13 protein-coding genes, 2 pseudogenes and 1 riboswitch are annotated in these 16,726 nt (G+C 51.9%); of the genes and pseudogenes, 2 read left to right on the forward strand and 13 right to left on the reverse strand.

Annotation, left to right across the window (positions count from 1 at the left end; genetic code table 11):
* Positions 1–53: 53 nt before the first annotated feature.
* The 4 genes from kdpB to EL645_RS01570 form a co-directional block, all read right to left on the reverse strand.
* Positions 54–2,204 carry a potassium-transporting ATPase subunit KdpB gene (gene kdpB / locus EL645_RS01555; protein ID WP_246035245.1) on the reverse strand — a complete coding sequence of 717 codons (2,151 nt, stop codon included), beginning with the start codon at positions 2,202–2,204 and terminating at the stop codon, positions 54–56.
* A 70-nt stretch (positions 2,205–2,274) separates the two neighbouring features.
* Positions 2,275–4,011, reverse strand: coding sequence for a potassium-transporting ATPase subunit KdpA (gene kdpA, locus EL645_RS01560; RefSeq protein ID WP_126548416.1), 1,737 nt, complete (start codon positions 4,009–4,011; stop codon positions 2,275–2,277).
* Positions 4,012–4,044: 33 nt separating this feature from the next.
* A complete protein-coding gene (locus EL645_RS01565; RefSeq protein WP_126548417.1) occupies positions 4,045–4,140 on the reverse strand; it encodes a potassium-transporting ATPase subunit F in 96 nt (31 codons plus the stop codon).
* A 104-nt stretch (positions 4,141–4,244) separates the two neighbouring features.
* Complete coding sequence (locus tag EL645_RS01570; RefSeq protein ID WP_126548418.1) at positions 4,245–4,742, reverse strand: response regulator transcription factor; 498 nt, start codon at positions 4,740–4,742, stop codon at positions 4,245–4,247.
* 613 nt (positions 4,743–5,355) lie between these two features.
* Between EL645_RS01570 and EL645_RS01575 the strand changes: the two genes are divergently transcribed.
* Positions 5,356–5,928, forward strand: coding sequence for a putative glycolipid-binding domain-containing protein (locus tag EL645_RS01575; RefSeq protein ID WP_126548419.1), 573 nt, complete (start codon positions 5,356–5,358; stop codon positions 5,926–5,928).
* Positions 5,929–6,034: 106 nt separating this feature from the next.
* Here the strand turns inward: EL645_RS01575 and EL645_RS01580 are convergent, their stop codons facing one another.
* The 6 genes and pseudogenes from EL645_RS01580 to EL645_RS01605 form a co-directional block, all read right to left on the reverse strand.
* Positions 6,035–6,733: a response regulator transcription factor gene (locus EL645_RS01580; protein ID WP_126548420.1), complete on the reverse strand. Its 699-nt coding sequence runs from the start codon at positions 6,731–6,733 to the stop codon at positions 6,035–6,037.
* The gene (locus EL645_RS01585) at positions 6,730–8,421 is read right to left on the reverse strand and encodes an ATP-binding protein (RefSeq protein WP_126548421.1); all 1,692 of its coding nucleotides are present in this window, start codon (positions 8,419–8,421) and stop codon (positions 6,730–6,732) included. Before EL645_RS01585 ends, EL645_RS01580 begins: the two co-directional genes overlap by 4 nt.
* A 270-nt stretch (positions 8,422–8,691) precedes the next feature.
* Positions 8,692–9,738 carry a zinc-dependent alcohol dehydrogenase family protein gene (locus tag EL645_RS01590; protein WP_126553967.1) on the reverse strand — a complete coding sequence of 349 codons (1,047 nt, stop codon included), beginning with the start codon at positions 9,736–9,738 and terminating at the stop codon, positions 8,692–8,694.
* Between the two features lie 53 nt (positions 9,739–9,791).
* Positions 9,792–11,153 carry an ABC transporter ATP-binding protein gene (locus EL645_RS01595; RefSeq protein WP_126548422.1) on the reverse strand — a complete coding sequence of 454 codons (1,362 nt, stop codon included), beginning with the start codon at positions 11,151–11,153 and terminating at the stop codon, positions 9,792–9,794.
* A pseudogene (locus EL645_RS45160) lies at positions 11,147–12,249 on the reverse strand (FecCD family ABC transporter permease). The gene EL645_RS01595 and the pseudogene EL645_RS45160 overlap by 7 nt, the downstream one beginning before the upstream one ends.
* A gap of 128 nt (positions 12,250–12,377) precedes the next feature.
* A riboswitch (cobalamin riboswitch) is annotated at positions 12,378–12,607 on the reverse strand.
* A 250-nt stretch (positions 12,608–12,857) separates the two neighbouring features.
* The gene (locus EL645_RS01605; RefSeq protein WP_161977023.1) at positions 12,858–13,130 is read right to left on the reverse strand and encodes an HNH endonuclease; all 273 of its coding nucleotides are present in this window, start codon (positions 13,128–13,130) and stop codon (positions 12,858–12,860) included.
* A 570-nt stretch (positions 13,131–13,700) separates the two neighbouring features.
* Here EL645_RS01605 and EL645_RS38975 point away from each other — a divergent pair.
* Positions 13,701–13,841: a hypothetical protein gene (locus EL645_RS38975; protein WP_161977024.1), complete on the forward strand. Its 141-nt coding sequence runs from the start codon at positions 13,701–13,703 to the stop codon at positions 13,839–13,841.
* Here EL645_RS38975 and EL645_RS01610 read toward each other — a convergent pair.
* The 3 genes and pseudogenes from EL645_RS01610 to EL645_RS01625 all read right to left on the reverse strand — a co-directional run bounded on the left by EL645_RS01610 (position 13,826) and on the right by EL645_RS01625 (position 16,600).
* Positions 13,826–15,157, reverse strand: a complete 1,332-nt coding sequence (locus tag EL645_RS01610) for a serine/threonine protein kinase (protein ID WP_126548424.1) — start codon at positions 15,155–15,157, stop codon at positions 13,826–13,828. The genes EL645_RS38975 and EL645_RS01610 overlap by 16 nt on opposite strands.
* Positions 15,158–15,248: 91 nt before the next feature.
* A pseudogene (locus tag EL645_RS43765) lies at positions 15,249–15,725 on the reverse strand (serine/threonine protein kinase); the annotation flags it as partial.
* A gap of 299 nt (positions 15,726–16,024) precedes the next feature.
* On the reverse strand, positions 16,025–16,600 hold the full coding sequence (locus EL645_RS01625; RefSeq protein ID WP_307720568.1) for a Uma2 family endonuclease: 576 nt from the start codon (positions 16,598–16,600) through the stop codon (positions 16,025–16,027).
* Positions 16,601–16,726 lie beyond the last annotated feature (126 nt).

The raw sequence follows: 16,726 nt of genomic DNA on the forward strand, positions 1-16,726 counted from the left end.
TGGAAGGCCCCGTAACTACGAAGCCTTCACGTTCTGAGAATATCTGATATCTACTAGAGGGTGAGATGTAAGACTTGCAGGATAACGTCGATGATCTTGATGCCGATGAACGGGATGATAATACCACCCACACCATAGATCAGCAGGTTGTTACGCAGCAAGGGACCCGCTCCGATAGGACGATATTTCACACCACGCAGGGCCAGCGGCACCAGCGCGATAATAATGATGGCATTAAAGATAACCGCCGACAGGACCGCGCTGTGAGGTGTCGCCAGGTGCATGATGTTCAATGCATTCAGCTGCGGGAAGGTCGACATAAACATAGCTGGAATAATGGCAAAGTATTTGGCGACATCGTTGGCAATACTAAAGGTGGTCAGGGCACCACGGGTGATCAGCAGTTGTTTGCCGACCTCGACGACCTCGATCAACTTGGTTGGATTCGAATCCAGGTCAATCATGTTGGCCGCTTCTTTAGCTGCCTGTGTACCAGTGTTCATGGCCACGCCGACATCTGCCTGGGCCAGAGCTGGAGCATCGTTCGTGCCATCGCCGGTCATTGCGACCAGGCGACCACCAACCTGCTGCTCTTTAATCAGCTTCATCTTGGTTTCAGGCGTAGCCTGGGCCAGGAAGTCATCGACGCCAGCCTCTTTCGCAATCGCCTCGGCCGTCAATGGATTATCACCAGTGATCATAATGGTGCGGATACCCATTTTGCGCATCTGATCAAAGCGCTCACGCATACCCGCTTTCACGATATCCTTTAGCTCGATCACGCCGAGCAAACGAGCACCACTTCCATTATCTGTCTCAGCAACTACCAGCGGCGTACTACCAGCGCGCGCAATTCCCGCCACAATCTCGCTGAGCTCCTCGCTAGCAGCACCACCATGCTCACCCACATAGCTCACCACCGAGTCAGCGGCGCCTTTACGGATTGAGCGGACCGCTGTGGCTGTGCTACCACCACCATTGTTTCCGCCCAGGTCAACGCCACTCATACGGGTCTGCGCGGTAAAGGGCACAAACGTTACATCTTCACGTGCCTCGGACTGCAGTCCATAGCGCTCACGGGCCAGTTCTACGATCGAACGACCCTCGGGGGTCTCGTCCGATAAGCTGGAGAAGAGTGCGGCCTGCGCCAGTTCTCGCTCGTCCACACCCGTGAGGGGCACAAAACGGCTGGCACGGCGGTTACCCAGTGTAATGGTGCCGGTCTTATCCAGCAGCAGAACATCCACGTCACCGGCGGCCTCAACCGCGCGGCCACTCATCGCCAGCACATTGCGCTGTACCATACGATCCATACCCGCGATACCGATAGCTGAGAGCAGGCCACCGATGGTGGTAGGGATCAAACAGACCAGCAGGGCAATCAGGGTTGTGATTGAGACAGCCTGGCCAGAATAGATGGCAAAGGGTTCTAGTGAGACGCAGACCAGGACAAAGATGATTGTCAGGCTGGCCAACAAGATATTCAATGCGATCTCGTTCGGCGTCTTTTGACGGGCCGCACCCTCGACCAGCGCGATCATGCGATCCAGGAAAGTCTCGCCTGGATTGGCGCTGATCTGCACTACAATCCAGTCCGAGAGCACTACTGTACCGCCAGTGACTGCGCTGCGATCACCACCACTCTCACGAATAACGGGGGCCGACTCACCGGTAATGGCCGATTCGTCAACGGATGCCACACCTTCAACGATCTCGCCATCACTGGGGATCATATCGCCGGCCTCGACCAGCACCAGATCGCCCTTCTTCAATTTAGTGGCCGGGATCTCCTCGGACGCGCCAAAGCGATCGCGGCTGCTCAGACGTTTGGCAACTGTGGTGGTACGAGCCTTACGCAGGGTATCTGCCTGCGCCTTACCACGACCCTCGGCCATCGCTTCGGCAAAGTTGGCGAACAGGACGGTAAACCAGAGCCAGATCGCCACTGCCAGCACAAAAATGGTCTCACTGGTCAGGTCGCCACGCGTGAATGTCTGCGTGGGCTGGGTAAACAGCAGGCGAATGAACTCGATGGTTGTGACCACACTGCCCACTTCTACCACAAACATGACCGGATTTTTTAGTTGCCAGCGCGGATCAAGCTTTTTAAACGAGTCAATAGTCGCACGGCGGATGATATTTGGATCAAAGATGGAGAGATCACCTTTGCGGGTGCTCTTCACCTCATGTGAGTTGGTACTCATCTTCAGCATACCTTCTTATCGATTCAGACTGCCACTCAACACAGGGGCGCTATGTTGAGGGCCGATCATGTTAGAACGTCTTACCAGCGTGCATGAGCAGTTGCTCGACGATGGGACCCAGAGAATAAGCTGGGAAGTAAGTCAGGGCACCCACGATCAGGATGACACCAATCAAAAGGGCGATAAACAATCCACCGGTTGTTGGGAAGGTTCCCAGGCCAGCTGGTACCACACGCTTACGCCCCAGAGAGCCCGCCAGGGCCATAATTGGGATCAGGAAGGCAAAGCGACCGATCAACATGGCAGCGCCCAGGGTCCAGTTATAATAGGGAGTGTTGCCAGTCAGGCCTGCAAATGCTGATCCGTTGTTACCATTAGTCGATGTATAGGCATACAGAATCTCCGAAAGACCGTGTGGACCTGCGTTCAGAATTGAACTGGTACCAGCTGGAATGACCGAGGCGACAGCTGTAAAACCCAGGATCGATGCTGGCAGGATCAGGATGGCCAGGGCCGCCATCATAATCTCTTTGCGCTCGATCTTTTTACCCAGGTATTCCGGCGTACGACCAACCATCAGGCCGGCGATAAAGACCGCTAAGATGGCAAAAACGATCATGCCATAGTGTCCAGAACCAACACCACCAAAGACAATCTCACCTAACGCGATATCGGTTAGCGGCACCAGGCCACCGATCGGTGTAAAGCTATCATGCATACTATTAACAGCACCACATGAGGTCATCGTTGTGACAGTCGCAAAGAGAGCCGAGTCGGTGATGCCAAAGCGTACCTCTTTTCCTTCCATGTTGCCACCAGATTGTGTGGCCGTCGCAGTCTGGTTAATGGTCTGCGGGAACAGGGGATTACCTGCCTGCTCAGAGACCAGCGCTGCTGAAACACCCACAATAACCAGGATTATAGAAGCGATCCACAAGACCCAGCCTTGCCGGGTATCTTTCGCCATCTTGCCGAACATGTAGAACAGAGCAGCCGGGATAGCCAGGATCGAGAGCATGATTACCAGGTTGGTGGCCGCATTAGGATTCTCATAAGGGTGCGCCGAGTTGACGTTGAAGAAACCACCACCATTGGTACCGAAGTTCTTGATGAACTCCATCGAGGCTACCGGTCCCTGTGCCAGGACCTGTGTCTGTCCATCCAGCGTATGCACAGTGATATAGGGCAGGAAATTCTGAATCATTCCTTGGGAGACAAAAAAGAGAGCCCCAATAATAGAAATTGGCAACAAGATATACAATACGCAACGGGTAAAATCTACCCAGAAATTTCCCAGATGCTGGGCGCTACGCCGGGTCAGACCACGAATAACGGCCACCGCCAGGGCAATACCGGTCGCGGCTGAGGCATACTGGTGGAAAACGAGGCCGACCATCTGCGAGAGATAGCTCATAGTCTGCTCGCCAGCATAGTTCTGCCAGTTGGTATTGGTGGTAAAGCTGACCGATGTATTCCAGGCCAGGCCAGGCTCGACCGGCTGGAAGTTTTGTGGATTAAAGAACGAGCCATGCCATTGCTGCGTGCGCAACACCAGGTACGTCAGTAGCAAACCAACCACACTGAAAATCAGCATGGCAATGGTATAGCTCAGCCAGCCTTGCTCCTCTTCTTCGTTCACCCCTGAGATACGATAGAAGATACGCTCAACCGGGCGCAGTACAGGGGTTAACCAGTTGCGCTCACCAGCAAAGACATTGGTCATGTACAATCCCAGGGGCTTTGTAATCAGGAGCAACAGTATCACAAAAATTGCAATTTGTAGAATACTATTGAGGGTTACGGGCATGAGAGTCACCTCAATTGTGATAGAAAAACAGTATTAGAAACGCTCGGGCGCGAGCAAGGCAATAATAAGATAGATAGTGAGTAACAATGTAACAATACCGACCAGAATGTATTCGAGTGGAGTGTTCATTTTTCGCCTCCTCTAAATGGCTATGGCACTATAAACGCTGACAACCTTCGCTAAAAGCGATCAATAGTCCAAAGGAAACCAGTGTGGCCACGATCGCAATAATGTCAAGGAGCACTGTGCTCATCGTAATTTTCCTTTCGCAGGTGAGACAAAACCGTAGCATGGGTAGCTACACCATTAACCTCCTCTACCGCCGGGTCAGGTGCGTTCTTGCGTTGCGCTGCCTCCACGGCAAAGCGTAAGAGGGCTTCCATCGGAAATGGCTTGGGTAGATAGGCTAGCGGCCGAAATTCTGCCAGGCGATGAAGACTAACACGCACCGCCGAGACCATAACAACTGGGAACTTCTCTCCGTGCTCATCATGGCACGATGGCTGCAAATATCCCTCACGCTTAGCGATACGCAACACGTCCCAGCCACTCAGGTCGGGCAGATTGATATCCAGGATCACCAGATCAAAAGTGTGCATACGCAGCAATTCCAGCGCCTCTTCAGCGTCAGCAGCAACACTCAATATGTGGTGACGAGCGCTTAGATTCTGCATCATCAGGGTTCGTAGCACATCATCATCCTCAACCAGTAGAATACGTGCTCCGTTCACTCCTGCAGCCTCCTTCCAATCTGTAAATACGGATATAAATGCTCACGTCCGTATGTCTGTTTAACCATATGTCAGTGTCATACAACCTGGGAACCTGGTGCTTTTTAGTCATTCCTCTTCAGCAAGGACTCGGCAGGTTCCTACCTCCGTTATTTTTGAGGTCAAGGGAAGTATAGTTGAATAAATATCAAGATGCGTTCCAAAGAATGCCGAGACTCCTCAATATTTCCTCCGGATTCGCCTTCATTTTTCACGCACTTCTTTAGATGGTTTTCGAGCTCAATGATTGTTTTTTGATACTCCTTGAGGGTATACTAAATTGAACAATTCCAGTTTCGATGCTTAAATGCACTTTATGCAAAATTAGTATCTTACAAATCATAATTATTAGAATGTGTCAGACTCCCATTCGCATAGGAAGCTTCTCGCTCCTTTGCGGACGTGCGCTGGCGAGCCCGCGCTTTTTTTCTTGTGTGGTGCAAACAGGTGCGCTGGGCGCACCTGTTTGCACCACACAAGAATATTTCTTGAGCGCCAAAGGTGCTCAAACTCAGGCGTGAAGATCGCAGTAATCTTGAGGATCAGACACATTATTATTGGAGGAGAGTCGCTCATGGAATGGAATGCCAGATGGGTGCCCTGGACAGAAGAGGGAATCGAGAATCTTCACCTGCTACAAAACGATAAGGGTATCTTTATCGATAGCATGATGGTCGGATCTCATCAAGGGCAGCAATTTCGCGTCAGCTATCAGATTCAATGTAATCAGGAATGGAAAGTCCAGACATGCGCCATCCGTCTTTTGGGTGCGCATCCGCAAGAGGTTAAACTCCAGAGCGATAAGCAGGGACATTGGGTAAACGTTGACAATATTCCTATTCCGGAGCTCGAAGGCTGTATTGACGTGGATATTTCCGTCACCCCTTTTACCAATACGCTCCCCATTCGCCGTTTAGCGCTTCGTCCTGGCCAATCTGCTGATCTCCTGGTAGTCTACATTGCGCTTCCTGCAGTGGAGATACGACCGATGAGGCAGCGCTATACCTGCCTGGAAGTCAGCACTAATGGTGGCCTCTATCGCTATGAAAGCCTCCTCAGCGGTTTTAGCGCGGAGCTACATGTTGACACCCAGGGCCTGGTGCTAGATTATCCCGAGTTATGGAGGAGAAGCTGGGACGAGTCCTAGTGTTTTATCATCAGACCTTTTTGGCATCGTATGTACACTGGAAATAGGGCGAGAGGGCCACGACGTGCATCCTTTCACGATCCACTTCGAGGATACTGCACTAAGTTTAGAGTTCTTCGGGAAAGCGGTAGCCGACGCCGGGAACTGTGAGGATGAAACGGGGATGCAGCGGATCGGGTTCGATCTTCTGGCGCACCTGAGCCACATAAACATGCAGACTATGGGTACGCGATTCGGCTTCTGGCCCCCAGACGAGATGCAGGAGCATCTGGCGCGTGAGAATTTTACCGCGATGCGTCAGAAAGGCTTTGAGCAGGTCATATTCTGTCGGCGTCAGATTGATAGTAACGCCATCGAGCTGGACCACCCGCGAGGCAAAGTCGATGCTTAACGGGCCAACGTGTAGTTTTGGCTCAGTACCCGCCTGGGCATTGGCGACGTGACGCAGGGTAGCTCGAATACGGGCTAGCACTTCATCAATGCCAAAAGGTTTCTGAATGTAGTCATCCGCACCCAGGTCCAGGGCCTCAACCTTATCGCGTTCCGCTCCTTTGGCCGAGAGCACGATAATCGCCACATTCGAGACCTCGCGTATCTGGCGGCAGACATCCAGGCCACTCATGCCCGGCAAAACCAGGTCCAATAAAATGACATCCGGGCGCTGCTGAAAAGTAATACGCAAAGCATCTTCCCCATTACGGGCAACCAGGACACGATAACCATGCGCGGTCAGGCTCCGCCTCAGAGCCCGCACGATCTCGGGCTCATCATCCACCAGCAAAATGTGCGCGCCTAACTTATTCATAACTCGCTCCCTTCATAGGTTTCTCGTGGTAATCTGACATAAAAGATGACTCCACCCTCATTACGCGGCTTCACCCAGATGTGTCCACCGTGCGCTTCCACCAGACCTTTACAAACGGCCAGTCCCAGTCCAGAACCAGCTGGCGTGTCACCTGAGGTAGGTTTAGCTGAAAGCACACGATAAAATTTATCAAAAATACGCTCCCGATCTTCTTTCTGAATACCAGGGCCGCGATCGGCTACATATATAGTGACGGCATGCTCTTCCCACTCAACGCCAATATCAATTGGAGAACCAGCGGGAGTATAACGCAGAGCGTTTTCGATCAGGTTAGTCAATACCTGATCAATCTGTAAGTAATCCAGTTCGACCAGCGCTATCTCGGATGGAAGAGCTAGCCGTACCTCACGCTCCTTAAACATGGGCTGCAAACGATTTACGACATCAGCAATCAGCGAGTTCACGTTATACCAGTCTTTATCAGGCTGCAGGGCTCCATTCTCAATACGCGACATATCCAGCAGATTGCCGACCAGGTGATTAAGCCGATCGGCTTCGCGTTCAATAGAGCAAATAAAACTGCGCCGCTCCTGCGGTCCCCATTCGATATCATCCTGTAACAGACTGGATGTGGCGGCCTTGATAACGGTCAATGGCGTACGTAGGTCGTGTGAGACAGACGAAAGCAGCGCCGAACGCAGCTCATCGGTCCGTTGCAACAATTCCATGCGCATATGCTCATTGCGTAGCCAGGCGCGTTCAATCAAGGTGGCCGCCTGATCCAGAAAAGTCCAGAAAAAAGCTGTATGGGCCTGGGGATGCTCCTGTTCCGCCTGCAAACTCTCCTCTAGTCGGGATTGCGGATCGTTTTCCTGTACGCCCAACCTTAAAACACCCACCACACGCGATCCTACTTTTAAGGGCAACAGACAGATAGAACGACGTACTGTCTGCTGAATGACAGTGCCGGACATCCATGTAGAAAGCTTGAAAGCTGGACGCGCTGGTGCAGGCAACGTTTCTTGCCTGAGTCGTATGCTGTGACCCTGGGTCAATACCTTGCCCGCCATCTTTTGTTCATCAGCCGATAATGTCACCGCTTCACCCGACTGAGAGGTGCCTGCCTGCATTTGTAGCGTCCCATCGCCAGCCATTTGTAACAGGGCACAATCATAAATTCCCCATGCAGAGAATACCTTTACCAGGGTTTGCGCCACAATCTGCAACTGTTTATGCAGTCCCTCTTCCCGCGTCGTCTCGCGCATCAAATCATAGAGAATATGGGTCTCACGCTCCTGACGCTCTGCTCGCCGGGCCTGTACGCATAGTGATGAAGCCAGGTGGCTGGTCAACACAGCGTTAATAAGGAAAACGAACAACGAGATCCACTCTTCGACATGGTACATCACAAAGGTATACAATGGTGGCACAATAAAATAATCAAAAGAGAGGAATGCGACAAAAGAGGCCAGAATCGCGGCATAACGACCGCGCCGCACCGCCAGTATGAGCACGACGGGAAGATACACGATAGAGATATTAGGAATACGCGGATAGAGGTGGAAAATGGAGATCACGCCGGTAACCAGTAGCATTCCCACGCTAGCCAGGAAGCTATCCAGTGCATACGACCACATTGTCTGCAAGTGGCGCAGGCGCATTGGCAAAACATTCTCGCTCGTCTGCATCACTAACGCCCTTTCTAATCATAAAGGACAACTTACCATGTATGTGACGGCAGAAAACGCATCTATCCAGATCAACAAAGAGGAAAGGTGACGTATATATCTCGTCTCATGAGATCATTATAGTGAAAAGAAGCTCAATAAAGTTTCAGGAGACAGGCAAAAAACCTCAAGATGTGCTCAAGAGAAGAGGCCAGAGATTGCTAGCAGATATTCTCATTTTGAGCAGGTCTATCCTATCTGGAATAGGCCTGCTCAAGGCAGCTACATAGGTTATTCCCAGACAATGGCGACTTTGCCGGTCTTGCCACTATCGAAGGTTTCGTAGGCTTCACGCGCCTGTTCGAGCGTGAAGCGATGCGTGACCATGACATCCGGGTGCAGATTCCAGCGCACCAGGTGCTCAACCAGTTCTTCCATTTGCTGGATACTGCAGACCCAGGAGCCAAAGAGGCTGAGCTGTTTATGGATCAACAATGGACTGGGCGCAAAAGAGACGGTGCCTCCTTCCCCGACGTAGACGACACGACCCCACTCACGGGCGGCCTCCAGGCAGAGATGGCGCGCGTCAGCATTGCCGGAGCAATCGATAGCAACCTCAAAACCCTCGCCATTGGTCTTAGCCTGCAATTGGGCCAGCATCTCCTGTCCCTCTTCAGGACCAACCACTTCTTGAATACCTAATTTCCGGGCCAGTTCACGACGCTCTGGAACATACTCTACACCCACTACACGCGCGCCCATCGCCTGGCAGAGCAGGGCCGCTCCTAGACCAACCGGACCCAGACCAGTGATCAGCACAGCATCGCGCCCAGATACCCCGGCACGTAGACAGGCGGCATAGGCGGTACCGACACCGCAGGCCACCATGGCACCATCCAGGTAGGTCAATTCATCGGGAAGCGCCACCAGCGTACGCTCGTCAGCCAGCAAAAACTCGGCATGGCCGCCATTGCGCTGCCAGCCATACGCGGCCCGCCCATTCTGCTCCTGGGTACAACTGATCATCCAACCACTGCGACAGTTGTGACAGACGCCACAGCCAGCAATATGATAGAGCACAACCCGATCACCAGCCTTAAAGCGTTGCACGCCCGGACCAACCTGCTCAACAATGCCGCAGGGCTCATGGCCCGCGATTACCCCTCTATAAGCCTCAGGTCCCACTCCTTGATCAGTCGGACGATAAATAGCGCGCAGATCACTGCCGCACAGGGATGACGCCTTCATGCGCACTAAGGCCTGGCCATACCCTGGCTCTGGCACCTCAAAGTTGCGCATCTCAACTTGTCGATTTCCTGGTAAAACAACACCCTTCATGGTTGTCATACAACAAGACTCCTTTCTCAACACTAGCCCTATAATACAACAATCTATTCAAGAGCATAGGCAATGTGCCTACGAGTCTCGTCGAGGGCGGCAGCTGTCGAGCTGGCAATAATCGCACCTGCTTGCATAAGCTGTTGCAGGCAGAGAAGCCCTGCTCCCCCGGTATAGTCACGCGCGGCAAAGGCTTGCTGCAGCACTTGTTCGGTGTCCAACGACGACTCCTGGGACAGTTCGGGAGCACAGGCCGCTTGTGAAGGAGCGGTAACCAGGACAACCGGTAGGCCACGCCGGGCAGCTTGCAGCGCTTCCTGGAAGAGCGGCAGGTTTCCTGGTCCGATAGCGGCTGGACATAATAGTAGTAGGTCAACCTGTTGCAGGCGTTGACGCACTTGTTCAAGGATGCCGGCAGAAATAGGGGTATAGGGTTGTTCGGTGATAACGTCTTCGGCCAGGCGCAGGGCCAATGTATGATCGCTATCACCAATATTCAAGGCCCCGGCACTAAACGAGATACGGGCGTCGGCCAGGGCACGCATCACCAGTTCACCCGATCCACCGCCAGCGATAAGGTGTACCCGTGGCGCGGGCTGCTTACTCTTCAAAGGGGGACTATCCTGGCTGGGTGGTAGGACACTCAGGTGTTCGGCTCCGCGCAGAATACCAACCTGCACCTGAACGCCATACACCCGGCTGAGTAGTCCCGGTTCCAGCACTTCAGTTGGCGTGGCATCGGCCACAATCCCACGCTGAAAGAGCAGCAGGCGCGAGAAATAGCGCGAGGCCAGGTTGAGATCGTGCATGGCGGCAATGACAGTCATGCCGCGCTGCCGATTAAGCTGCTGCACCAGTTCCAGCGTCTCAATCTGATACTTGATGTCGAGGTGCGAGGTCGGTTCATCGAGCAACAGGATAGCGGGTTGCTGGGCCAGGGCCATCGCAATCGTGACCCGCTGACGCTCACCACCACTCAATTCATTAAAGATGCGCTCGGACAAAGGGGCGACGCCAGCCTCCTGCATAGCTTCTTGAATGATCTCACGATCCTGGGGTCTACCCGTACCCCAGAACGAAGAGGTAAAGGGGGTGCGGCCCAGGCTTACCATCTGCTCAACAGTATAGGCAAAGGGCATATGTAATTCTTGTGGCACTACAGCGATACGCTGTGCCGCCTTGCGCCGTCCCCAGTGGCGAAGTTCACGGCCCTCCAGCAAAATCCGCCCCTGCTGTGGCTGCAATACGCCACTCAGTAAACGCAGCAGCGTGGTCTTACCGGAACCATTGGGCCCCAGTAAGCCTACCATCTCTCCTGCCTGGATGGACAGAGAGACATCATATAAAAGCGCTTGCTGTTTATATCCAAAGGCTACTTCTTGTGCTTCCAATACGGATATGGGTTTTTCTACCATTTATACTCTCGCTTACTGCTCCGCAATAGAAATAAGAAAAAGGGAGCACCCACCAGGGCGGTAAAGACGCCAACGGGAATTATGGTTGGGGCCAGAGCCACACGGGCCAGCAGATCGGCCAGCGTCAAAAAGATGGCACCTCCCAGGGCGGCCGCTGGCACCAGCACGCGATGGCGCGGCCCCAGGAGCAGGCGCATAAAATGCGGCGTTACCAGGCCAACAAAGCCAACTAAACCACTGATCGAGACTGCGGCCGCGGTCAATAGCGAGGCTACAACCACGATCAAGAAGCGCATCCACTCAACATGCAGCCCCAGATGTGCCGCCGCATCCTCTCCCAGCGCGAATACATCCAGCACGCGGGCCAGCGCAAAAGCTACCAGCAAGCCAAGCACTACAATCACGGCAACTACTGCCAGCGGACCCCAACCAACAATTGCAATCCCACCGGAGAGCCAGTTATAGAGTCCCAGGATACGCCCAAAGTCGTTGGAGGGCCAGAGATTCAAGATCAACGTCTGAAAAGCCGTCAGGACTGCGTTTACGACGACTCCAGCCAGCAATAACATGATCACTGGTGTACGTCCATCTGAGCGGGCCAGGGCATAGACAAAAATAACTGTCAGCAAGGCCCGGCAAAGGCCAGTAGCGGCGTCAGTGGAAAGAAGCTACCATACACGGTATCAAAGGGTAACACAAAAGCGACCGTTGCCCCCAGGGCCGCACCGGAGGAGGTGCCCATCAAATAAGGATCGGCCAGGGGATTGCGCAACAGGCCTTGAAATAGCGTCCCAGCCACTGCCAGGGCCGCCCCCACCAGGACCGCTCCCAGCACGACAGGTAAACGCACCTGTAAAATAATGATTTCTAATGCGGGGTCCCATTTCACTGGAAAAGCAAATAGCCTCGTACTGTTCAACAATATCTGCACAATCGTCAAGATCGGCACAGAGACAGAGCCAAAACTCACTGAGACCAGCACTACCGCGACCAGGATTATTCCCAGGCCGGCTAATACCAACGAAGACACAACCCGACGCCGTATCGACCGCTCTGGATCTGCTGCCGTTAATGTTGGACGCGTTACCATTTTCATATCTAGCGCTCACCTTAATTTTTTGTAGCAGCCAGAAGGAGGGGTATCAGCCAAGACACATATGGAGGAAAGCTTTGCGCGGCCCGCACATAGTGATTCATCCTGGTTCACTCCTTTGACGCGAAGGAACGTGAGCCTCTCACCGGGCAGGTCTCCTGGCTTACAGCTGTGGACGCAGTTCAAACGGCCTTCCCATCCCTATTGATACTCATTTCTGCTCGATCAGGGACAGTGACCACAAAGGTTGAGGAATATATGAACCGCTCGCTGTTTACAGTAGCGCGACTGCGTCGGATTTTCACCGACTTCCCTATTCTGCCCGAATCTTACTCAGGCCACCCGATGAAGACACTATTAAATATTTTTTTATCTGTAGAAGAGTATATCGATCATCACCTACAAAGTCAAGAATTGTGATGGTCGATCCAGGGCTTTTTTTTACTGTTCCTCTTTGGCGCCTGCGGCGCCGGGTTGGGAGTGTGGAGTGTGTTTGGTAGACGGCTGTAGCCGCTCACCAAACACACTCCCTTGAAAGAATGTCCATCTTATCGCTTGCTATTGGACCTTACAGATAGCCATCAGCCTAATGACGATGGATTCCGCTCATGTTAAGGCATTGGACGTTGCACTACCTCTTTCTGCCAGGTAGGATTGGCTTTGATCGTGATAGCATTTTGATGAGCATAACGCTTTGTGTCTGCTCGTACACGTATGTTGTACGATTCCCAGTCATCAAGATGGCCAATAAGCAGATGGTGTGTGCGACCCCTGATTTCGCAGAGAGTGATCAAGTTATTTGGATCAAGTTCGAGCTCGGGATAGAGATGGAACGGTTTAATATGGTGAACCTGTAATCCTTTTCCCCGATGACCACAGACCACACAAGCAGGCTCGTGGCGGAGATGCTCATGAGCAACTCTGGGCCACTCAGGGCTGCGAGCTCTGCCATACTTGTTAGCAACTCTGGCACCAGGATCTTTTTGCCAGGATGGAATGTGTTGTCTATATACCTTCGGCGGGGGGTCTTGTTGATCGGAGGACGTTTTCGTGCGGGAGCGTGGCCACGGGGTGAGCTATGTCTTTGTTTGCGTCGAGGACGCAGTCTAAGATGATTAAGAGCAAGCACAAAAACGAGAAGTATAACGATTACGAACGCTACTGCTAAAAGTGGGCTATCTACATTAATATGAATGTGAAATGGATTAACTATATAAATATGCATATTTCTTTTCTCCAATATGGGCAAAAATAAGCTCTTCCTCTCGCAAAAAGGGCATGACTGGTTGTGCCCTTGGAACGGGGCGGAATCAATCACCACCACCTGGAAAACTGCTCTGCTCTTCTATTCCATTTTGTTCAAGCAAAAGCAGAAACTCTGCACGATTTCACCTCTGGTTGAAATGATCGTCTGATGGATCAAGCAAACGAGGAAGCAGCATGGAGTACCATGCGTGGCCTGTACAAAGTACATCTTCGGCACCATCCTGATGAACAACGAGGTCAGCAAAGTTATCTACGAAGATTTCCTGCCCCAGACCCTCATGGTCGATATTTGCGATAAGATCTACAATCCAGGTCAAGCGGTCGCGTAAATAGCGAAATTACTGGCACTGATGGTGCCTCCCTGGTCAACCGCCAGACCGGCCGTACCGCTGGCATAGGTGGCATCACTGACATTGCCCAGAGATTTGCCATTCGCGTAGAAGCTAAACTGCGAGCCTTTAATGACCACAGCCACCTTGCTAGCAGCGTGGATATCACCGAAGGTACCTTGAGAAATAGCTTTGGGTATACCTGTAGTGTTATCATATACAGCCACGCGCCAGCTACCATCTGGCTCAACCAGAAAGGTATAGGTCCCAAGCAGGCTGCCAGGCTGATTGCGGAAATAGAGGCCAAAGCTACTATTGGAGTTCTGATCTTGCTGTAAATCTACCTCAAGTACATAATCATTCGGATAATTTTTACCGGATATACCGGTCAGAAAGAGGCCTTGCAGGGTTTTGCTGGTCGCGGTATTGATAATCTGTGTCGCTTTCCCCTGACAATTGATACGCGCACCATTATATACCTCCCAGGTACCACCACCTGTATCACAGGCTGGCCCGGGAGCGGCCGCAGAATAGAGCAGTTGGCCAGTTGGAACAACACCAGTTGCGGGTGTAGCAGCGGTTGCAGGCGTTGCTGTGGGCTGTGCGGTAGGCTTAACAGTTGCCGTCGCGGTTGGAGCCACAGTCGGCGTCTGCTTAGCTGTGGTAGTTTGTGTGGGTTGCACAGTAGGAGTTACAGTGGCGGTGGTAGCTGTTTTATTTTTTAAAAGCTGCGTGCCAGTAACCACACCGGCCAGTACCAAAGCCAGAGCACATAACACCAACAATGGGACACGCCACCAGGCACCTCGTTGCGCTGGAATGGGACGCCGCACGGGAGGAGTCTCAATAACCTGAAGGTTGGATGGTTCGGCATTCATGGGCGAAGCCATTGTGGTCGGTGTAGCATCATAGGTGCCCATACCAGACGGAGGCGTATGAGAAAGTATCATTGGAGAAGCGGCAGGCTGCACCATTGTTGGGATCATATCTTCTCCCTGGGCTAGCCTCGCTGAATAGCTGGCAGGGCGCTCAATCGCTGCATGTAAATCCTGGGCCATAGCCTGCACAGAGGAATAGCGCTGTGTACGGTCTTTGGCGGTCGCTTTCTGAATTACAGCATCCACGCCAGGAGGAATCTCAGGGCGCGTAGAATGTAGCAGAGGCAGAGTCTCGCGTAGATGGCGGGTAATCACAGCCAGTGAATTAGAGCCAGCAAAAGGCACATGGCCGTCTAGAAGCGTATAGAGTACCACACCCAGTTCATAAATATCCGCCCGATAATCTATGGCTTCACCCATCGCCATTTCAGGCGCCATATAATCAGGGGTCCCTAACGTTACCCGGTCCGCGTCAGAGTTGTACCCGGCATGTTATCATCAATCAGGCGAGCAATGCCAAAATCAGTCAGCACCAGGCGACCATCTGCATGCAACAGGAAGTTGGCTGGCTTCAGATCGCGATGGATCACCCCTGTGCATGCGCATAATCCAACGCGGACGCTGCCTGGTCCATATAGGGAATCACAGCAGAGAGAGACAAAGCACCTTGTTGCTTCAAACGCTCACTCAGACTACCACCCGTAACATACGGCATTACCAGATAGGCCAGGCCATCCTGCTCACCATATTCATAGAGTGGCATAATATTCATATGCTCCAGCCGGGCAATCACATCAGCTTCACGCCGAAAGCGCGCCAGAAAACCCTGTGAAGACTCTCCATCGTTATTGTCCAGATAAGGATGCAGTACTTTGACCGCCACATGACGAGCAGGACGCTCCTGGCGAGCCAGGTAAACGGCTCCCATGCCTCCCCGACCAATCAACCGCTCCAGGGTACAGTTCCCAAGAATCTTCCCGACCAGGTCATTTGAATTTCCTTGCATAATGCTTACGCGCTCCTCTGACTTACTCCAGTATTTTTCTCTTACTTATGTATACGATCTACGCCCCGATTATTATTCTGCATCTATATGTTTAACCAAAATTCGTCAGTTATCAGGCCTCGATAAGCAAAAAACAGTTGAAAAGCCAAAGCATACATGCGCCCCTCGCAAGCGCTTCTCTCTCCCAGAACAAAAAGCGACAATACATACGATATCTATAGATCATATATATTGTCGCTTTGAGACTGACATTTGCTTTTTACCGCAAGGCTCTTTACCAGCTTATTCGATAAAGATGTTTACGGCTCTTCTTCTAATTCCAGATAGGCTTCCAAATAAATATCACTCACAGCTAATACTACGTCGATGCTCGAAAGATGCACCTTATCATCGTCATTTACATACACGTAATTTTCCCATTGATGCATATTTACACGATGATAATGTTCAACATAACGCCGCCGGAAGTCCACTAGCAAGATCTCCAAAATAGTCGGGAAGAACTTATATGCCTCAAGTTTCTCAGTTTGATCTGTTTTCTGAGTGTATTGCGACATTACCTCGACCACAACAGTGGGCGACTCCATCACTTTACGCGTCCAATCAGCAGGATCACATGAAATAGAAGCATCAGGACAATAACACAGATCGTTAGCAAGCTTGACAACTGCATCAGAATTATACACTCGACAATCGCTACCGCGCAGAGCAAACCAGAGCAGGGCACCAATATTCTGGCCGATTTGTGCATGCGCAAGCGTACCACCTGTCATCATGCGAATATCGCCATGCACATACTCATATTTGTGGTCAGGAAAAGTTTCGAGCATACGCCAATATTCATCCAGCGTATAGTTATCAGGAATAACCTGGATCTTACATAACTTTAGTAATGGATGAGATGAGTTGAGAGAGGTGAGTGTTCATAAATATGGGCCTCCGCTGACGAATGGAGAATGTCATAAGCTTGCTCTTTTTCAGGGAAGAACCTATACTGCCAA

The organism is Dictyobacter kobayashii, from assembly GCF_003967555.1.
GTDB lineage: Bacteria > Chloroflexota > Ktedonobacteria > Ktedonobacterales > Ktedonobacteraceae > Dictyobacter > Dictyobacter kobayashii.

Bases quoted from the DNA above. Each gene is read 5' to 3' on its own strand.
- EL645_RS01580 (WP_126548420.1), bottom strand. From the start codon at position 6,733: ATGAATAAGTTAGGCGCGCACATTTTGCTGGTGGATGATGAGCCCGAG.
- EL645_RS01585 (WP_126548421.1), bottom strand. From the start codon at position 8,421: ATGCAGACGAGCGAGAATGTTTTGCCAATGCGCCTGCGCCACTTGCAG.
- EL645_RS01575 (WP_126548419.1), top strand. From the start codon at position 5,356: ATGGAATGGAATGCCAGATGGGTGCCCTGGACAGAAGAGGGAATCGAG.
- EL645_RS01595 (WP_126548422.1), bottom strand. From the start codon at position 11,153: ATGGTAGAAAAACCCATATCCGTATTGGAAGCACAAGAAGTAGCCTTT.
- EL645_RS01565 (WP_126548417.1), bottom strand. From the start codon at position 4,140: ATGAACACTCCACTCGAATACATTCTGGTCGGTATTGTTACATTGTTA.
- EL645_RS01590 (WP_126553967.1), bottom strand. From the start codon at position 9,738: ATGAAGGGTGTTGTTTTACCAGGAAATCGACAAGTTGAGATGCGCAAC.
- kdpA (WP_126548416.1), bottom strand. From the start codon at position 4,011: ATGCCCGTAACCCTCAATAGTATTCTACAAATTGCAATTTTTGTGATA.
- EL645_RS01610 (WP_126548424.1), bottom strand. From the start codon at position 15,157: ATGGCGCCTGAAATGGCGATGGGTGAAGCCATAGATTATCGGGCGGAT.
- kdpB (WP_246035245.1), bottom strand. From the start codon at position 2,204: ATGAGTACCAACTCACATGAGGTGAAGAGCACCCGCAAAGGTGATCTC.